12 protein-coding genes are annotated in these 17020 nt (G+C 55.1%); 9 read left to right on the forward strand and 3 right to left on the reverse strand.

Annotated elements, in window-relative coordinates; all coding sequences use genetic code 11:
* Positions 1–212 precede the first annotated feature (212 nt).
* Genes O2N63_RS03405 through O2N63_RS03415 form a run of 3 tightly spaced genes read right to left on the reverse strand, consistent with a single transcriptional unit; the run spans position 213 to position 4840 of the window.
* The gene (locus O2N63_RS03405; RefSeq protein WP_271052740.1) at positions 213–3260 is read right to left on the reverse strand and encodes an efflux RND transporter permease subunit; all 3048 of its coding nucleotides are present in this window, start codon (positions 3258–3260) and stop codon (positions 213–215) included.
* 9 nt (positions 3261–3269) lie between these two features.
* Positions 3270–4316, reverse strand: coding sequence for an efflux RND transporter periplasmic adaptor subunit (locus tag O2N63_RS03410; protein ID WP_271052741.1), 1047 nt, complete (start codon positions 4314–4316; stop codon positions 3270–3272).
* Positions 4313–4840 (reverse strand): MarR family winged helix-turn-helix transcriptional regulator, encoded by a 528-nt coding sequence (locus O2N63_RS03415; RefSeq protein ID WP_271052742.1) that lies wholly within the window; start codon positions 4838–4840, stop codon positions 4313–4315. The genes O2N63_RS03410 and O2N63_RS03415 overlap by 4 nt, the downstream gene beginning before the upstream one ends.
* Positions 4841–5244: 404 nt before the next feature.
* Here O2N63_RS03415 and O2N63_RS03420 point away from each other — a divergent pair, with 404 nt between their 5' ends.
* From O2N63_RS03420 to O2N63_RS03460, 9 genes are all read left to right on the forward strand, one after another.
* Complete coding sequence (locus O2N63_RS03420) at positions 5245–6330, forward strand: TRAP transporter substrate-binding protein (RefSeq protein ID WP_271052743.1); 1086 nt, start codon at positions 5245–5247, stop codon at positions 6328–6330.
* A gap of 97 nt (positions 6331–6427) precedes the next feature.
* Positions 6428–7420, forward strand: a complete 993-nt coding sequence (locus tag O2N63_RS03425; RefSeq protein ID WP_271052744.1) for a TRAP transporter small permease subunit — start codon at positions 6428–6430, stop codon at positions 7418–7420.
* Positions 7421–7434: 14 nt separating this feature from the next.
* On the forward strand, positions 7435–10089 hold the full coding sequence (locus O2N63_RS03430) for a TRAP transporter large permease (protein WP_271052745.1): 2655 nt from the start codon (positions 7435–7437) through the stop codon (positions 10087–10089).
* A 210-nt stretch (positions 10090–10299) separates the two neighbouring features.
* Positions 10300–11886 carry an ABC transporter substrate-binding protein gene (locus O2N63_RS03435; protein ID WP_271052746.1) on the forward strand — a complete coding sequence of 529 codons (1587 nt, stop codon included), beginning with the start codon at positions 10300–10302 and terminating at the stop codon, positions 11884–11886.
* Positions 11887–11895: 9 nt separating this feature from the next.
* Positions 11896–12852: an ABC transporter permease gene (locus O2N63_RS03440; protein ID WP_271052747.1), complete on the forward strand. Its 957-nt coding sequence runs from the start codon at positions 11896–11898 to the stop codon at positions 12850–12852.
* A complete protein-coding gene (locus tag O2N63_RS03445) occupies positions 12849–13664 on the forward strand; it encodes an ABC transporter permease (protein ID WP_271052748.1) in 816 nt (271 codons plus the stop codon). The genes O2N63_RS03440 and O2N63_RS03445 overlap by 4 nt, the downstream gene beginning before the upstream one ends.
* A complete protein-coding gene (locus O2N63_RS03450; protein WP_271052749.1) occupies positions 13661–15298 on the forward strand; it encodes an ABC transporter ATP-binding protein in 1638 nt (545 codons plus the stop codon). The genes O2N63_RS03445 and O2N63_RS03450 overlap by 4 nt, the downstream gene beginning before the upstream one ends.
* 172 nt (positions 15299–15470) lie before the next feature.
* The gene (locus tag O2N63_RS03455; RefSeq protein WP_271052750.1) at positions 15471–16307 is read left to right on the forward strand and encodes an alkaline phosphatase family protein; all 837 of its coding nucleotides are present in this window, start codon (positions 15471–15473) and stop codon (positions 16305–16307) included.
* Entirely contained in the window at positions 16304–16996 is a 693-nt protein-coding gene (locus O2N63_RS03460; protein WP_271052751.1) for a fumarylacetoacetate hydrolase family protein, read from the forward strand. Before O2N63_RS03455 ends, O2N63_RS03460 begins: the two co-directional genes overlap by 4 nt.
* Positions 16997–17020: the final 24 nt, after the last annotated feature.

Here is a 17020-nt window from a genome sequence, read left to right on the forward strand (position 1 = left end):
AGCAGTAAAGCAATCTTGCTTTTAAGATATTGATTCCAAGCTGAGTTTTTGGGGAGATTGATGCGCCGCTGTTGATTTGTCGGGCCGTTCACTCCACAAATCCGAACGAATTCTAAGGATGTAGGATAGCTGCAATCCGCAGCTTGTGTGCATCATGCGCAAGAAACCGGCCCGTGAAATGCGGGCCGGTTTCATGTCGAGAGGGAGAGGTATCAGGCTGACACCGCCAACTCTCTTTTCTCGGCGCGCCTGAAAAAGATGTAATAGAACACAGGTGCGGCGACCAAGGTCAGAACCGAAGCGAAGGCCAGACCGCCCATAATGGTGATCGACATCGATACAAAGAAGGCATCGGTCAAAAGCGGTGCCATGCCGAGGATCGTGGTAATGGCAGCCAGGGCCACCGGGCGCACCCTTGATGCGGACGCGTTGATAATTGCCTCGCGCAGCGGGGTACCTTCTTCGCGGACCAGATCGATCTCTTCCACCAGAACGATGCCGTTCTTGATCAGCATGCCGGACAGGCTGAGAAGGCCCAGAAGCGCTGTGAACGTAAATGGTAGGCCAGTACCCAGAAGCCCGATCACCACGCCGTTCACCGACATCGGAACCAGAAGCCAGATGATGATCGGCTGGCGGATCGCATTGAACAGCAGGATTGAGATCATCACCATGATCAGCAAACTCACCGGAAGCTGTTTGCCAAGGCTTTCATTGGCGCGAGAGGAGTTTTCAAATTCGCCGCCCCATTCCATCGAATAGCCAAGAGGCAGATCCATTGCCTCGACCGCGGAGCGAATTTCGCTATGAACCGAAGCTGCAGTCATCTCTGCGGGAATATCAGCTCCAACGGTGATGGTTGGCACGCGGTTCCAGCGGTTGAACTGGGTGTTTTCGACCCGGTATTCGAACCCATCTGTCACCTGTTCTATCGGCAGATAACTTTTGCTGACGGGCGAATAGACCAACTGGTCGTTCAGACTGTATTCCCCTTCGACCGGACGGCGCGAGATGATCGGGATCAGACGGTCGCGTTCGCGATAGGTGCCAGTCCGCAGGCCGTCGGTCGAAAAGAGCAGGCTCTGAGCGATCGCATCACGGGTGATCCCGGCAGACTGCGCCTGATTGGTGGCGTAAATCGGTGCAATCGTCAGCTCTTGCTCGCGCCAGTCGAGTTGTAGGTTGAGCAGATTGTCTGACGCATCTTGCATGACTTTTTCGGTTTCTACAGCGAGCGCGCGTAGCACTTCAGGGTCGCTACCAGACAGCCGCACCTGGATTGGGGCACCTCCACCTGGGCCGAAGATCAGACGCTCTACCCGAAATTCCCCTTCCGGGAAGCTTTCTGCGCCAAAGGTTTCCAGCCGCTTGCGCAGGGTTGGGATCTTGTCAATCGTTTCGGTTCGAATGATCAGGTGCCCATAGCCGGGATTGGCTTTACCACCATCATAAGTGAGCATGAAGCGGGTGGCGCCACTGCCGGCGTAAGATGCGACGGAAACCACATCTTCCTGCGCCAATAGCCACTCTTCCATCACGCGCAGATCGTCCGACGTCTTGCTGACCGATGTACCCTGAGGCAATTGATAGCGGACAAAGAACAAGGGCGTGTTTGAGTTCGGGAAGAACTGCTGTTTAACCATCCCAAACCCGGCATAACAGACGACAGTCACGGCGATGAGGCCCGCCACTACAAGCCAGCGCATCGAAAGCGCTTTGTCGAGCGTCCATTTGTAGAGCCGGAAGAAGCCACCTGAATAGGCGTCCTCAGCACTTTCATTGCCCTGCTTGAACAGCATGTGACCCAGATAGGGGGTGACCGTCAGGGCAAGCACCCAACTGAGCAGGAGCGAAATGCCAATCACAGCAAAGAGTGAAAACAGAAATTCGCCCGTGCTGTCAGGGGAAAGGCCGATGCCTGAGAAAGCCATGATGCCGATGACGGTGGCCCCGAGCAGGGGGATCTGCGTTTTCTTTGCAGCATCATCCGCTGCCTGATACGAGTTGCGCCCGCGCCTCATTGAGATCTGCATGCCTTCCGCCACCACAATGGCGTTATCCACCAGCATTCCCATTGCAATAATCAGCGCACCCAGGGAAATGCGCTCCATCTCGATCGAAAAGAGCCACATGAACATGATGGTGCCGACCACGGTCAGAAGAAGTGTAGAGCCGATCACGATGGCAGCACGCCAGCCCATGAATAGGCCCAGCACGATGATCACGATACTCACAGACATGGCGAGGTTCTTCAGAAAATCGGTTGATGCCTGATCCACGACCAAATGCTGTTGATAAATCGGATGAAGTTCTACCCCGTAAGGGATATCCATCGAAAGCTCTGCGAGACGTTCATCGACCCGATGGCCAACTTTGACGATGTCCTCGCTTTCCAGTCCCGCAATGGCGAGGGTGAAGGCATCCTGCCCATTGTAGCGAATGATCTGACGCGGGTTGTCGTTGCGTGAGCGGGTCACCTTTGCAAAATCGATCAGGTTCAACAGTTGCCCGCTGACACCGACACTCAACTCTGCGATGGCCGAGACCGTATCGGACCCTTCAGGCGTTTCAAGTCTGGTACGATTTGTATCACTGCTGATCGCCCCGGCTGAAGCAACCGAGTTGGCGTCAGACAGGGCCCCCATCAAGGCCGTCGGAGGGATGCCTTGATTGACGGTCAATGTCATGTCGGGTTCGACATAGATTACCTCTTCCGGCAATCCTGATACGTCTACGTCGGCCACCCCATCAACAACCAGAAGCTCGCGTCGCAGGAAGGTGCCCAGATCGTGCAACTCGGCATCGGTAAAACCGGGTGCGGTGACGGCAAAGTAAAGCCCAAACACATCTCCGAAACTGTCATTTACTGTCGGCTCGCGCACATCTTGTGGCAACTCTGCAGCGGCGTCACCGACGCGCGCGCGCAGACGGGTCCAAATGTCGGGCAATTCGTCGGCTTTATAGGTGTCGCGGATTTCCACATCGATGCGAGAAACCCCGGGCTGGTTGTCGGACGTGATCTTGTACACTTCCTCCATCTTCTGGATTGCGCTTTCCAAAGGCTCGGAAACCTCGGTGGCGACCTGTTCCGCGGTTGCCCCGGGGTATTGTGTGAACACAACGGCTTGTTTGATGGTAAACGCCGGGTCTTCCAACCGTCCGAGATTGAAGAAACCATAGGTTCCACCAAAGAGCATGGTCAGGATGACAAGCCATGTGTAGAGCGGCTTCTCGATTGAAGCTTTTGCAATATTAACCATGGGATGTTCCTAGTTCGAATAGCCGGTGAAGGGGCGCACGGTGTCGCCATCTGCAATACGATTTGCGCCGGCGGCCACGATGACCTGGCCAGCACTCAAGCCCGATGTAACAATGAAATCCCCGTTTTCCGAAGGCCGGGCCTCAATAGGCACCTGCTTTATCACACCGGTCCCGGTTTCCGTTTCTTCATAGATCATGACGGAAAGGTTTTTGTTCGCATCCGCGACAATGGCGGTGCCGGGGATAACATTCTGCTGATCGTCACTTTCAACATGGGCACGCACATCCACGGATGAGCCGGGCAGGACCAGCAACCCCGGAGGGGTCGCCATGCCAAGAGTCAATCTATAGGTCTGTCCAACCGGAGACGCCTCAGCGTTGAACTCGCGCACGATCAGCGGATAGGCTTGGTCGCTGGCCGGAAAATGGGCGGTGAGCTCTACATCCCCATCCTTGTTTGCCTTCTGGAACAGGATCTCAGGCACGTCGATGTCAATGCGGATTTCAGCCATGTCGTGCAGCCGGACCACGGGCGTTCCCGGGGCAGTCGTGACAAAGTTGCCGACATTCCGCATTGCGACAAGGGCGTCAAAGGGAGCGACAAGCGTAGTGTGCTCGAGGTCAAACTCTGCCTTGCGCACTGCGATATCTGCGAGGCTGGCCTGTGTTGTGGCGTCATCCAAAGCGACTTGGCTGACGGTTTGCCCTTGTAGTTTTGAAAGGCGGTTGAGCGTGCGCTCGGCCTGATCTTTCTGCAAGACCGCCTGCTCATAGGCGAGCGAATATCGTTCCTGATCCAATTGCGCGATGAGTGTACCTGCTTTGATGACATCGCCTTCGATCACCGGAAATTCTATGATCTGGCCGCCGACCTGAAACGCTAGATCAACAGTTTGGCGGGCCACAACCCTGCCAAAGAACAGCCGGTCAATGGCAACAAACTGGTCGGTCACTTCCATCAATTTGACAGGCTTGATTGGATTTTGTGCCAGCGCAGGGGACAGGGTCAGCCCGGCGGCCAGTGCGGCCATAAGAATTGGTTTTGCAAATGTCATGTCAATGATCCCTCATTGGGTGCCTGATCTAGTTTTTCGATCAGCTCGGGGTTTTGTATTGCCAGTTGAATATTGGTGTGCAGCTTGGTGCCGATCCGTGCCAGAACTTCCAGTTCGCCATCATCGAGTTGCAGCAGGTCCTGCAAGAGCATACGCGACATGCGAGTGTATTCACGACGCAATGCACGACCTTCGTCCGTCAACACCAACAACCAGGCGCGACGATCATTGGGGTCGCGCTCGCGGATCACCAGACCGATCCGCTCCATCTGATCGGCTGCCGTTGTCATGGTGGATGGGAGCGTGCCCGTGTCGCGGGCCAACTCACCCAATCTCTTTGGGCGGTCTAGACGGATCAGAATGCTGCTTTGAAGTTTGCTCAGATCCTGCCCGGGATGGCGATCACAAAGCTGGTTCTCCAGAAAAGAATGAAACGCAATGATCCCCATGACAGCCCGAAATTCTGGTTCGAGATTGGGATCAGCCTGCGGGAGGTGGGTGTGGTCATCACTGCAAGTGGCCATGATAGCGTCCGGTCTGATACACGATCCAGCCTATATAGTTCATAAAATGAAACATCCAATATGGAAAATACTATTATTGTGACTGTCCCTGTATTTTGTGGAGGCAGAACGTTCATGAGGTGAGAGCGGCGAGGTGCCCCAACGTCATGATAATCCGGTCCGGAAAAATTTGATCAGATGTAGTGTGAGGAAAGCAACGCCTTAGCGTTTGCTGATTGCTGACTCGGGATGGAGAAGTTTTCTGAATTGGTAAGGCGACCGTACCAGTTTGGGAAATTACTATTTGAAATCTGGACTGACTTCCGTAGTAATGGCTTTGGTAACTCGGCTACCCCACGGGAGAGATTTTGGGGCAGCCCCGATTGATAACCAAAGAACTGACATCCTGGAGGAGGAATTTTCATATGGAACGCCGTAAGTTTTTGACGGGGGCCGCGCTGGGCGCTGGTGCAACCGCTCTGGCCACACCTTCGCTGGCTCAAAGTGGCAAGACCCTGACCATCGTGTCTACTTGGCCCCGCGACTTTCCCGGCATCGGCATGTCCGCACAGCGACTGGCTGCGCGCATTGCGCAGCTGTCAGACGGTGCGCTTAATGTGGAATACTTCGCTTCGGGTGAACGTGTTGGCGCGTTTGACGTGTTTGACGAAGTGGCATCGGGCAATGCTCAGGCCTATATCGGTGCGGAATACTATTTCACCGGCAAACATCCCGCATTTGCCTATTTCACCTCGGTTCCGTTTGGCATGACCAACCCCGAGTGGAACGCCTGGATCAAGTTCGGTGGTGGTCAGGAACTTTGGGATGAGCTGTCGGGTGAATTTGGCCTGAAAGCCTTCACCGCAGGTGCAACCGGCACCCAGGCGGGTGGCTGGTTCAACAAGGAAATCGAAAGCCCCGATGACTTCAAAGGCCTGAAGATGCGTATTCCTGGTATGGGTGGTCAGGTGATCTCGAAGCTGGGCGGTTCGACCGTGTCAGTTCCAGGCTCGCAGATTTATGAGAACCTGGTGTCGGGTGCCATCGACGCAACCGAATGGGTGGGTCCGTTCAACGACTACTTTATGAAGTTCTATGAAGCAGCCAAATTCTACTACACCGCAGGTATGCACGAGCCGGGCGGTGGGCTTGGCTTCTCGATGAACAGAGCGTGGTATGATGGTCTGTCCGATTGGGAAAAAGCCGTGATCGAAGCAGCGTGTATGGAAGAAAATGCCGCTGCATACGAAGAAAACATCGCAAAGAACGGCGAATATCTGGCCAAGCTTGTTGACGAGCAGGGTGTGGAAGTGCGCAACTTTAACGAAGACGTTTGGGATGCATTTGGTGAAGCCGCTGAAGAAGTGTTCGAAGAAACTCGCGATCACTCACCTCTGGCTGCCAAAGTCAACGACTCGTTCCAAGAGAAGCTGCGCGAAATGGGCACTATGAACGCCAATTTCGAAGTTGGCTATGTCAACCAGCGTAACCGCGTGCTGGGTCTGGTCTAAAAGGCCGTTGACTATATGATAACAGAGCGGGGCTTCGGTCCCGCTCTTTTGCAAGCGTGGTTTGTAGTCATACAAACTGCGCGCTGTGGGGGAGCACATGGCAAGCGATTTTTCAGACATTCAACGCAACGGAAACCCGGCTATTCCTGCCCGGCTATTTGCTTGGGGCATGCTGGCGGTTCTTTTTGCGTTTCTGGTAAACAACGCCTTGATCATCGGCTTTGGCCTGCCGGGCGTTAAGCCAATTCTGTCTGGCGACACCACGGGCGGAACTTTGATCAATCTCGGGGTCTACATTCTGTCGATCGGAGCGGCCTCACTATATGTGCTGAGATCTCGTGAGACATCTTTGCGCTGGGATGCAATGGGCATCCACAGGTTCAATGTCTATCTGATCCGTGCGTTTTTCTGGTCGGTTTTATTTGTCGGCATCGCCGACAGCCTAATTGCCTTTATGCGGGTCGAAGGCTTTCTTTCCGTGTTCTTTGCAGAGGATACAACCAAACTCTTCGCCAAATCGCGTTGGGTTGCGCCCTATATCCACATTCCCCTCGTGGTGCTGGGCTTTGTTGTCGCAGCGTTCACACGCACGTTAGGATTTACCTGGCTTGCCCTGCTAATCGTGGCTGCAGAGCTATTGATTGTTGTCTCGCGCTTTGTCTTTTCCTACGAACAAGCCCTGATGGGGGACCTTGTGCGCTATTGGTATGCGGCGCTTTTTCTGTTTGCTTCGGCCTACACCCTGTTTGAGGAGGGCCACGTTCGCGTTGACGTGCTCTACGCCGGATTTGGACGCACCACCCGTGGCTTCTTAAACGCTTTTGGGTCGATCGTGCTGGGGATGTCCACCACTTGGGTGATCCTGACTGTTGGTTTCAATGGCAAGACCTCGATTATCAACAGCCCGATTATCAACTTCGAAATTTCGCAAGCGGGCGGTGTGGGAATGTTCATCAAATACCAGATGGCGGTGTTCCTTGGGATCTTTGCCATCACCATGCTGATCCAGTTCGTAAGCTATTTCCTGGAAGCCATGGCCGACAAACGTGACGAGCCGGGCCACCGTGAAATTGCCCCGGCGGCACACTAAGAGGATAACGGATCATGGAACTCTATTTCCTCGCACTTCTCATTCTGATCATGGCTGCCGCCTTGGGCTCCGGGTATCCCGTGGCCTTTGCTTTGCCTGGCGCCGCGATCATCACCATTGGCCTTGCTGCCGGTGCTGGCTACATGTTTGCTGGATCAACGGATGCCTATTTCCATTCGGGTGGACCAAGCCAGTGGCTCTCCGCCGGTGTGACCAACCTCAGGGGGGTCTATTGGGAGGTCGAGAGGGATACTCTGATTGCCATCCCGCTCTTCATCTTCATGGGGATCATGCTGCAGCGTTCTAAAATCGCTGAAGATCTTCTGGTCACGATGGCCCAACTGTTTGGCCCGGTGCCGGGGGGCTTGGGCATTTCCGTGGTTTTCGTGGGTGCGCTGCTTGCTGCCACCACCGGGATCGTTGGGGCAACCGTTGTGGCGATGGGCCTGATCTCTCTGCCAGCCATGCTGCGCAACAACTATTCCTCGCCTCTGGCAACAGGGACAATCGCCGCCTCAGGCACATTGGGGCAGATCATCCCCCCTTCGATTGTTCTGATCATTCTGGCCGACCAGTTGGCCTCTGCCACCGATCAGGCGTCAACTGCACGTAAAGCGCTGCACAAGGACGCGACGGGCGAGTTGTCCATGCCCTCTGTTTTCGATGTGGCCTCGACCTCGGCCGGTGAGATGTTTCTTGGGGCGTTTATCCCCGGTATCCTGCTGGTCGGGCTCTATATGCTCTACATTCTGGTATTCGCGATCCTGCGTCCCAAGCTGGCACCAGCTGTGCCATACCGAGGCAAATATGACATCGGATTTGTCAAAAATGTATCAATCACGCTGATCCCGCCGCTGGCGTTGATCTTCCTTGTTCTTGGGTCGATCATCGGTGGTATTGCGACGGTGAACCAAGCAGGCGCAATCGGTGCAGCCGGGGCGATGATCATGGCGAGCTATCGTCTGCCCAAGGGCGGGAAAACGCTTTATTATCCTGCACTCATTGCAATCGCATCGATGGTTCTGGTTGGGTTTACACTGGCCAACTTCAACATGAATGTTAAAGCGATCGAAACCGGGGCGGACAAGCTGGGCATCGCCTTGGGTGCTATTGCAACGATCCTTCTTCTTGTATCGCTCATCTGGTCAGGGATCCGTATTTTCAAGATCGACGACACCCTTCAGGGGGTGATGCTGGAAACGGCCAAAACCACATCGCTTGTGTTCATCATTCTACTGGGCGCGGCGATGCTGACGGCTGCGTTCCGTGCGTTTGGTGGTGAAGAGCTGGTCAAGGAATTCCTGCTGGGTCTGCCCGGTGGGTTCTGGACACAGTTCCTTATCGTGATGTTGGTGATCTTTATTTTGGGCTTCTTCCTCGATTTCATCGAGATTGCCGTGGTGGTTGTGCCAATTGTTGCACCGATCCTGCTCGCGGACCCACAAGCCAACATCACCGCGGTCTGGTTGGGGGTCATGATCGGTCTGAACATTCAGACCAGCTTCCTCACGCCTCCATTCGGATTTGCGCTCTTTTATCTGCGGGGTGTGGCGCCTGCGGTGGTAAAAACAGTGCAGATGTATAAAGGGGTCATCGCCTTCATCCTGTTGCAAATCTCAGCACTGGTGATTGTTGGGGCGTTCCCGCCGCTGGTGAACTATTTGCCAAACCGGGTGAGTTTTCTGTCCGAAAGCAGCCCGCCGCCCCGTAATCCCAAGCTGCAATTGTGTGTTGAGGACTATGTTGGGCAAAACCTGGCGGAAAGCTCAGTTGCGGCAGATGCGATCAAGCTCGCCCGCGGGCTGGATCTGTCTATTTTACCCAAGGATCTGGCAAAGGATCTGACCGAGGGGTTTGATAAGGCTGATCTAGCACTGGAAAAACTCACCGAAGCATTCGACTCAGCGCAGATTGTCGAAATGGCTGCGCCGGGATATCGCCCAATGCATGGCCAGGTGCGGGGGATCGAAAAGCAGGTCCGTAGGCTGGAAGCAGAGGCCAAGGAACTTGGCACGCAGATCAGCCGCATGCGTGATGAAAGTCAGGCGGAAATGCGCGCCAAATTGCAGGCGCACCTGGATGTGATTGAAGCTGAAGCTGAAGCACTGCGTGTCACCATACCGGCGGCCTGGGCAGAGAAGCAGAGCGAGTTCCTGAAACTTACTCAGGCTGAAAACAAAGCACGCTCTCAATATCGTCGCGCCGCAGATGAGTCATATGAAGGGCCACAGTCTGTGTTGGCTGTTCTTGAGGACAATCAGGCTTATTCTGAATTGCAGGTTGATCTGATGGCGTTGCGTCAGACCATCGAAAGTATTCCCGAGAAAGACGCGGAAGGCATCGTCAATGATTTTGCCAAACGTGTCGGAGGTGTCGAAGGGGCGGGCGACGTGAAAAAGGCCCTTGGTAAGGCGCGCAAAGCGCTGAAGGCAAAAACCCCGGATCGTGAAAAGGCGTTGGTCGAGTATGAAAATGCCGTCGCTGCCTATGAAGCGCAACTCTCTTGGCGGATGGAAGCAGAAGCCAAGCTTGCACCTGGGATCAATGCCTATCTTGACGGGATTCGTGACACCTTGGGTGTGCGTTTGCAGTCTCGTTTCACGCGAAGTCAGGCTCTCTTCATGGCCTCATGTACGGCCTATCATCGCGATATTTCACTGAATTTCTGATTGACCAAGCGTAATATATGAAAAGCCGGGCGTTCATCCCGGCTTTTTTTATTGCGTAACGTGCGAATGTCGCGAACAATCTCAGCTGTGTCGCATAAATAACATGGCTGGTCGGTTACGACCCTTGTCATTCGCTAACTTCTGGGCAAAGTTTTGTTCAGAAAGAAAAAAGAACAAAGGCTGTCACAGTCTGACATAAGGGAGCTCTCAATGTCCAAAGAACTAGAATACCTGTCCAAACGTGTTGCTCAAAACAAGATGTCGCGCCGCGACTTCATGGGGCGCGCCTCGGCTCTTGGCGTTTCTGCTGCCACCGCGGGTGCCATGGTGTCCACTGCTGCGCTTGCAGAGGGGCCGAAAAAAGGCGGCACCATCAAACTGGGGATGAACGGAGGGGCTGGTACGGATTCTCTGGACCCGGGTCTGGTTGCATCTCAGACCCCGCGCGCGGCTCTGGGCAACTGGGGCGATACCCTTGTAAACGTCTCGCCTTCTGGTGAGCTCGATCTGCGTATTGCCGAAAGCATTGACAGCTCGGCCGACGCGAAAACCTGGCATTTCAACATTCGTCAGGGCGTTGAATTCCACAACGGCAAGTCACTTACCGCCGAAGACGCGATGAAGACAATCGAGCGTCATTCGAACGAAGAATCCAAATCCGGTGCACTGGGCATCGTCAAAGGGATCGAGAGCATGTCAGTCAGCGGCAACACGCTGACGCTGAACCTTGATACGCCGAATGCTGACCTTCCCTATCTGATGGCCGACTATCACCTTGCGATTCAGCCCAATGGTGGCATGGATGATCCCACCGCCGGGATCGGTAGCGGCCCCTATCAAATCGAAAGCAACGAGCCAGGCGTTCGTCACACCTTTACCAAGTTTGCCAACTATTGGGATGACAGCGTAGGTCATGCTGACTCGGTCGAGATTCTCGTGATCAACGACGCGACTGCCCGTATGTCGGCGCTGCAATCGGGTCAGGTGCATATGGTGAACTCAGTTGATCCAAAGATTGCAAAACTGCTGGATCGTGCTCCGAACATCACTGTGCAAAACGTGTCGGGCCGCGGGCACTATGTGTTCATCATGCACACCGACACAGCGCCTTTTGACAACAAGGACCTGCGCCTTGCGCTGAAATACGCGATCAACCGTGAAGAGATGGTGGACAAAATCCTGCGTGGCTATGGTGGGGTTGGCAACGATATTCCGATCAACGCCGCATACCCGCTGTTCGATGACAGCCTGGAGCAGCGCGAATATGATCCGGTCAAGGCGGCAGAGCTTTACAAGAAGTCCGGCCATGACGGCAGCCCGATCATCCTGCGCGTGGCAGAGACCGCCTTCCCGGGTGCCGTGGATGCAGCCCAGCTGTTCCAGCAATCGGCCGCCGCTGCGGGCATTCCGCTTGAGATCAAGCGCGAGCCGAATGATGGTTACTGGTCGGATGTCTGGAATGTACAACCGTTCTGTGCCTCTTACTGGACAGGCCGTCCGGTGCAGGATCAGATGTATTCCACGGCCTATCTGTCGACCGCCGACTGGAATGACACCCGGTTCAACAACGCGGAATTCGACAACCTGCTCAATCAGGCCAAGGCCGAGCTGGACCCGGTCAAGCGCAAGACGATGTACAGCCAGATGGCGGGGATCCTGCAAGACGAAGGCGGCGTGATCGTTCCGATGTTCAACGACTTCATCGATGGCGTGAGCAACGGTATCGGTGGCTATGTCGCAGACCCGAATGCCGAACTGATGGCGGGTCTTGCAGCATCACGTTGCTGGTTGAAATAAGGGAATCACATGCATCCCATCTTGAAACTGGTTGCTCAGCGTCTTGCGCTGAGCACCCTTCTTCTCCTTGCGGCCTCGGTGCTGATCTTTGCCGGGACCACAATTCTTCCGGGGGATGTGGCACAAAACATCCTCGGACAATCCGCAACCCCCGAAAGTCTTGCCAACCTCCGCAAAGAGCTGGGCTTGGACCAGTCCGCAACCGCGCGGTATTTCAACTGGCTTGGGGGCGTGTTGCAGGGCGATCTTGGCACTGCGCTGACCAATGGACGCGATATTGCCGACAGTTTGGGTGGCCGTTTGAAAAACACGCTGTTCCTGGCTTTCTCGGCGGCAGTTGTGGCGGTGCCTCTGGCGATTTTCCTCGGCCTTCTTGCGGTGCGCTACCGTGAACGCTGGCCTGATAAGCTGATTTCGGCGGTGACGCTGGCGTCGATCTCGGTTCCGGAATTCCTGATCGGTTATGTGCTGATGTTTTACATTGGTGTGCAGCTTGGCTGGGCTCCGACCGTCTCAACCATCTACGATTCAATGTCTTTGGGTGAAAAGCTCAGCGCGATTGTCTTGCCGGTCACAGTGCTGACGATGGTTGTGCTGGCGCATATGATGCGCATGACACGGGCTGCAATCCTGAACGTGATGCAATCCGCTTATATCGAGACAGCTGAACTCAAGGGTCTGACCGGTTTTCAGGTCATTGCGCGCCACGCTTTCCCCAACGCCATTGCGCCGGTTGTGAACGTGGTCATGCTGAACCTTGCCTATCTAGTTGTGGGCGTTGTTGTGGTGGAAGTTGTGTTTGTCTACCCGGGCATGGGGCAATACCTCGTGGACCACGTGGCCAAACGTGACGTGCCGGTGGTGCAGGCTTGTGGCCTGATTTTCGCCGCGGTCTATATCGGCCTCAACATGGTGGCTGACATCGTTTCTATTCTGGCAAACCCAAGGCTGAGGCATCCAAAATGATGAGAATTCCTCCTGCGGCCTTGATTGGCCTGTTTTTCACCGGGCTCTATTTCTTTGGGGCAGTCTTTGCCCAATGGATAGCGCCTTATTCCATGACCGAGATTGTTGGTGACGTGTGGGAGCCCTCTTCGGCAAAGCATTGGCTTGGCACTGACAATATTGGCCGCGATCTACTCTCGCGTATGATCTATGGCGGGCAGACCACGATCTTTATTGCCACCGCCGCCACGATCCTGAGCTTCACAACCGGTTCCATCCTTGGCTTTACCGCTGCGGTGGTTGGTGGTTGGATCGATCAGGCCCTGTCTCGGTTTGTCGATCTGATCATGTCGATCCCGACCCTGATTTTTGCTCTTGTCGTGCTGTCGGTTATGCCGGTCACGCTCTTCATGTTGATCATGGTTATGGGCCTGCTGGATTCCACCCGAGTCTATCGTCTGGCCCGCGCGGTCGCCGTGGACATCAACGTGATGGACTTTGTCGAAGCAGCGAAATTGCGCGGCGAAGGCAATCGCTGGATTATCTTCCGCGAAATCCTTCCCAATGCGCTTAGCCCGCTCGTGGCAGAAATGGGTCTGCGCTTTATCTTTGCAGTGCTCTTCGTGTCGACCTTGTCGTTCCTTGGCCTTGGTGTTCAACCGCCGAATGCTGACTGGGGCGGGATCGTGAAAGAGAACAAAGATGGCATCGTTTATGGCATTCCGGCTGCCCTTGTGCCCGCTATTGCCATTGCCACGCTTGCGATTTCCGTGAACCTCGTGGCCGACTGGGTGCTCAACCGCACCACCAGCCTGAAAGGGGGCCGCGGATGAGCGATACTCTTCTGAAAGTCAAAGACCTCAAGATCGGTGCAAAGATCTATCCGCCGGGGGAAAAGCCCAAGGATATCGAGATCGTGCATGGTGTGTCGTTTGAGCTTGAAAAGGGCAAAGTACTTGGCCTGATCGGTGAAAGCGGCGCAGGCAAGTCGACCATCGGTCTCGCTTCCATGGCCTATGGCCGGGGCGGGGTCGAGATCACCGGTGGCGAGGTTTGGGTGAACGGGCGTGAAATCCTGCACACCAACCTCAGGGATCTGCGCAGACTGCGCGGCATGGAAGTGACCTATGTGTCGCAATCTGCTGCGGCGAGTTTCAATCCTGCCAAGAAGATCATGGAGCAGGTGGTCGAAGCCTCGCTGCACGCCGGAAAGTTCTCGAAGAAAGCGGCGGAAGCCCGTGCGCGTGAACTTTTTGCCAAGCTGGGCTTGCCCGATCCTGACAACATCGGTGAGCGCTATCCGCACCAGGTTTCTGGTGGTCAGCTGCAACGCTGCATGACCGCCTTGGCGCTCTGCCCGGAACCGGATCTGGTAGTGTTCGACGAACCGACCACGGCGTTGGATGTGACCACGCAGATTGACGTGCTGATGGCGATCAAAGAAGCGATCCGGGACACCGGCGTTGCCGCGCTATATATCACGCACGACCTTGCTGTTGTGGCGCAGGTGTCGGATGAAATCATGGTGCTCAAGATGGGTGACATGGTTGAATATGGCACCACTGATCAGATCATTAACCACCCTCAGGAAGAGTATACTCGAGACCTGGTTTCGGTGCGCTCGACCCAGCATGATGGTAAACCGCCGACGGACAATCCGGTTCTGCGGGTGGAAAATGTAACCGCCCGCTACAAAGGCACCAATTTCGACGTGCTGCACAATGTGGTGATGGATTTGCATCCGGGGCAAACCCTCGCAGTTGTTGGTGAATCCGGATCGGGAAAATCCACGACAGCGCGGGTGATCACTGGTCTCCTTCCGCCGCGTGACGGCAATATCGTCTTTGATGGTCGTGAGCTGTCACCGGACCTCGAAGGTCGTACGCGGGAAGATCTGCGTGAGCTTCAAATGATCTATCAGATGGCTGACGTGGCAATGAACCCGCGTCAGACCGTCGGTACGATCATTGGCCGTCCGCTGGAGTTTTACTTCGGCATGCGTGGTGCGGAAAAGCGTAAGCGGATCATCGAACTTCTGGATGAGATCGAACTGGGTGTCGAATTCATGGATCGCTATCCGGCGGAGCTATCCGGTGGACAGAAACAGCGCGTCTGTATTGCGCGTGCTCTAGCGGCCAAACCCAAGGTGATCATCTGTGACGAGGTGACTTCAGCCCTTGACCCGTTGGTCGCTGACGGCATCCTCAAACTTCTGGAGAACCTCCAAAAAATCGAGGATGTGGCCTATCTCTTTATCACCCACGATCTTGCGACCGTTAAGGCGATCGCAGACAGTATCGCGGTGATGTATCAGGGTAAAGTTGTGCGCTATGGCACGAAAGCCGAAGTGCTGTCGCCGCCGTTTGACGACTATACAGACCTCCTTCTGAGTTCTGTTCCCGAGATGCGTCTTGGTTGGCTGGAAGAGGTGATCGAGAACCGCAAGATGGAAAGCGCCGGGAACTGATTGCGGGAAAATCTAAGCGCTGTAACATTCACCGGGGACGTCGTGCGACGTCCCCGGTTTTTTTCCAAAGGTTTGAAACCGACCTCAGATTGACGCGTCTGTTACATAAAGCCGTGGCGGGGCGCCCCTAGTCTGGTGAGACACCTACGCGCAAATTGGGAAAGGCGCTGACATGGACAAGAAACTCCTGCTTCTCATCATTGATGGTGTTCCGCTGCGCAATTGGCGTCGGCTGTTCGGCAATTTGGAAGGCTGGGTGCAGTCTGGTGATGCCAAGTTGATGAAGATGCGCTCTGTTCTGCCGTCCACTTCTGCAAGTTGCTATGCCTCGATCCATACCGGCGTGACCCCGCAGCAACATGGCTGCACCGGCAATCACGATGTGTTCCGCCTGTCCCATGACGATATCTTTAGCCAGGCGCGCAAGGCGGGTGGTGTGACCGGTGCCGTGACCCATTCCTTCTGGTCCGAGTTCTTCAACCGGGCGCCCTTCGATGTGGTGCGCGATATTGAATATGACGAACCCGAAAGCGATACGATCAATCATGGTCGTTTCCACACGATGACCGGTTACAATCTGATCAACCAGACGACGCCAGCGGATACCGACCTCTTCGGCACCCTCACTATGCTTTGCGAGCGATTTGGGCTGAACTACGGCATCCTGCACACTTGTACTCTGGACAGCATGGGGCATCGCTTTGGGCATGAATGTCAGGAAATGGATCATGCCTGTTTTGTCATGGACGAACAGATGGCCCCGTTTATCAAGCGATGGCGCGAGATGGGGTATGAGCTGATTGTGACCGCCGATCACGGACAGTCCGACCGAGGTCATCACGGTGGGCATGAGGATGTCCAGCAGGATGTGGCGCTATATTATTTCGGGGATGCCGAGATCGCTGATGACAGCGAGATCCTGTGTCAGACCCAACTCGCCCCCACTGTGCTCTCTCTTCTTGGGGCTTCGATTTCCGACACGATGAAAGGTAAGGTGTTTCTGAAATGACCTGGGCCTTTGATCCTCCGCCGCAACCCGCTTTGCCCATCGTGGGATCCGAGGACCAATTTCCCGTTCGACGGATTTTCTGCGTTGGTCGCAACTATGCGGCCCATGCGCGTGAAATGGGTCATGACCCGGACCGCGAGCCACCCTTCTTCTTCTCGAAACCCGCGGATGCGTTGGTGATGGACGGGGCGGAAATTCCCTTTCCTCTTGCCACTGAGAACCTCCACTTCGAAGCTGAGCTGGTGGTGGCAATGGGAGTGGGTGGGTCTGATATCCCCGTGGATACTGCGTTGGATCATGTTTTCGGATATGCCATTGGCAACGACCTGACCCGTCGCGACCTGCAGGCCACGGCCAAAAAGATGGGCCGACCGTGGGATATGGCCAAAGGATTCGACCTCTCAGCTCCTATCGGCCCGGTGCACCCAGTGGCCATCCATGGTCATCATTTGTCCGGTCGGATTGCGCTTTCGGTGAATGGTGAGATCCATCAGGGCGCTGATCTGGGCGACATGATCTGGTCTGTACCCGAAGTGATCGCTCACCTCTCGAAATTGGTCGCGCTTCGACCCGGAGATTTGATCATGACAGGCACTCCCGAGGGAGTCGGTGCGCTGGTCCGTGGGGATGATTGCGCCGTCGAGATTGCTGGTTTGGGGTGTCTAACCACCCACATTGCTGTTTCCTGACCGCATAACTCTTAATCGAACGAA

The organism is Aliiroseovarius salicola, assembly GCF_027891095.1.
Classification (GTDB): Bacteria; Pseudomonadota; Alphaproteobacteria; order Rhodobacterales; family Rhodobacteraceae; genus Aliiroseovarius; species Aliiroseovarius salicola.

Bases quoted from the DNA above. Each gene is read 5' to 3' on its own strand.
- O2N63_RS03455 (WP_271052750.1), top strand. From the start codon at position 15,471: ATGGACAAGAAACTCCTGCTTCTCATCATTGATGGTGTTCCGCTGCGC.
- O2N63_RS03415 (WP_271052742.1), bottom strand. From the start codon at position 4,840: ATGGCCACTTGCAGTGATGACCACACCCACCTCCCGCAGGCTGATCCC.
- O2N63_RS03445 (WP_271052748.1), top strand. From the start codon at position 12,849: ATGATGAGAATTCCTCCTGCGGCCTTGATTGGCCTGTTTTTCACCGGG.
- O2N63_RS03430 (WP_271052745.1), top strand. From the start codon at position 7,435: ATGGAACTCTATTTCCTCGCACTTCTCATTCTGATCATGGCTGCCGCC.
- O2N63_RS03425 (WP_271052744.1), top strand. From the start codon at position 6,428: ATGGCAAGCGATTTTTCAGACATTCAACGCAACGGAAACCCGGCTATT.
- O2N63_RS03410 (WP_271052741.1), bottom strand. From the start codon at position 4,316: ATGACATTTGCAAAACCAATTCTTATGGCCGCACTGGCCGCCGGGCTG.
- O2N63_RS03420 (WP_271052743.1), top strand. From the start codon at position 5,245: ATGGAACGCCGTAAGTTTTTGACGGGGGCCGCGCTGGGCGCTGGTGCA.
- O2N63_RS03435 (WP_271052746.1), top strand. From the start codon at position 10,300: ATGTCCAAAGAACTAGAATACCTGTCCAAACGTGTTGCTCAAAACAAG.
- O2N63_RS03405 (WP_271052740.1), bottom strand. From the start codon at position 3,260: ATGGTTAATATTGCAAAAGCTTCAATCGAGAAGCCGCTCTACACATGG.
- O2N63_RS03450 (WP_271052749.1), top strand. From the start codon at position 13,661: ATGAGCGATACTCTTCTGAAAGTCAAAGACCTCAAGATCGGTGCAAAG.
- O2N63_RS03440 (WP_271052747.1), top strand. From the start codon at position 11,896: ATGCATCCCATCTTGAAACTGGTTGCTCAGCGTCTTGCGCTGAGCACC.
- O2N63_RS03460 (WP_271052751.1), top strand. From the start codon at position 16,304: ATGACCTGGGCCTTTGATCCTCCGCCGCAACCCGCTTTGCCCATCGTG.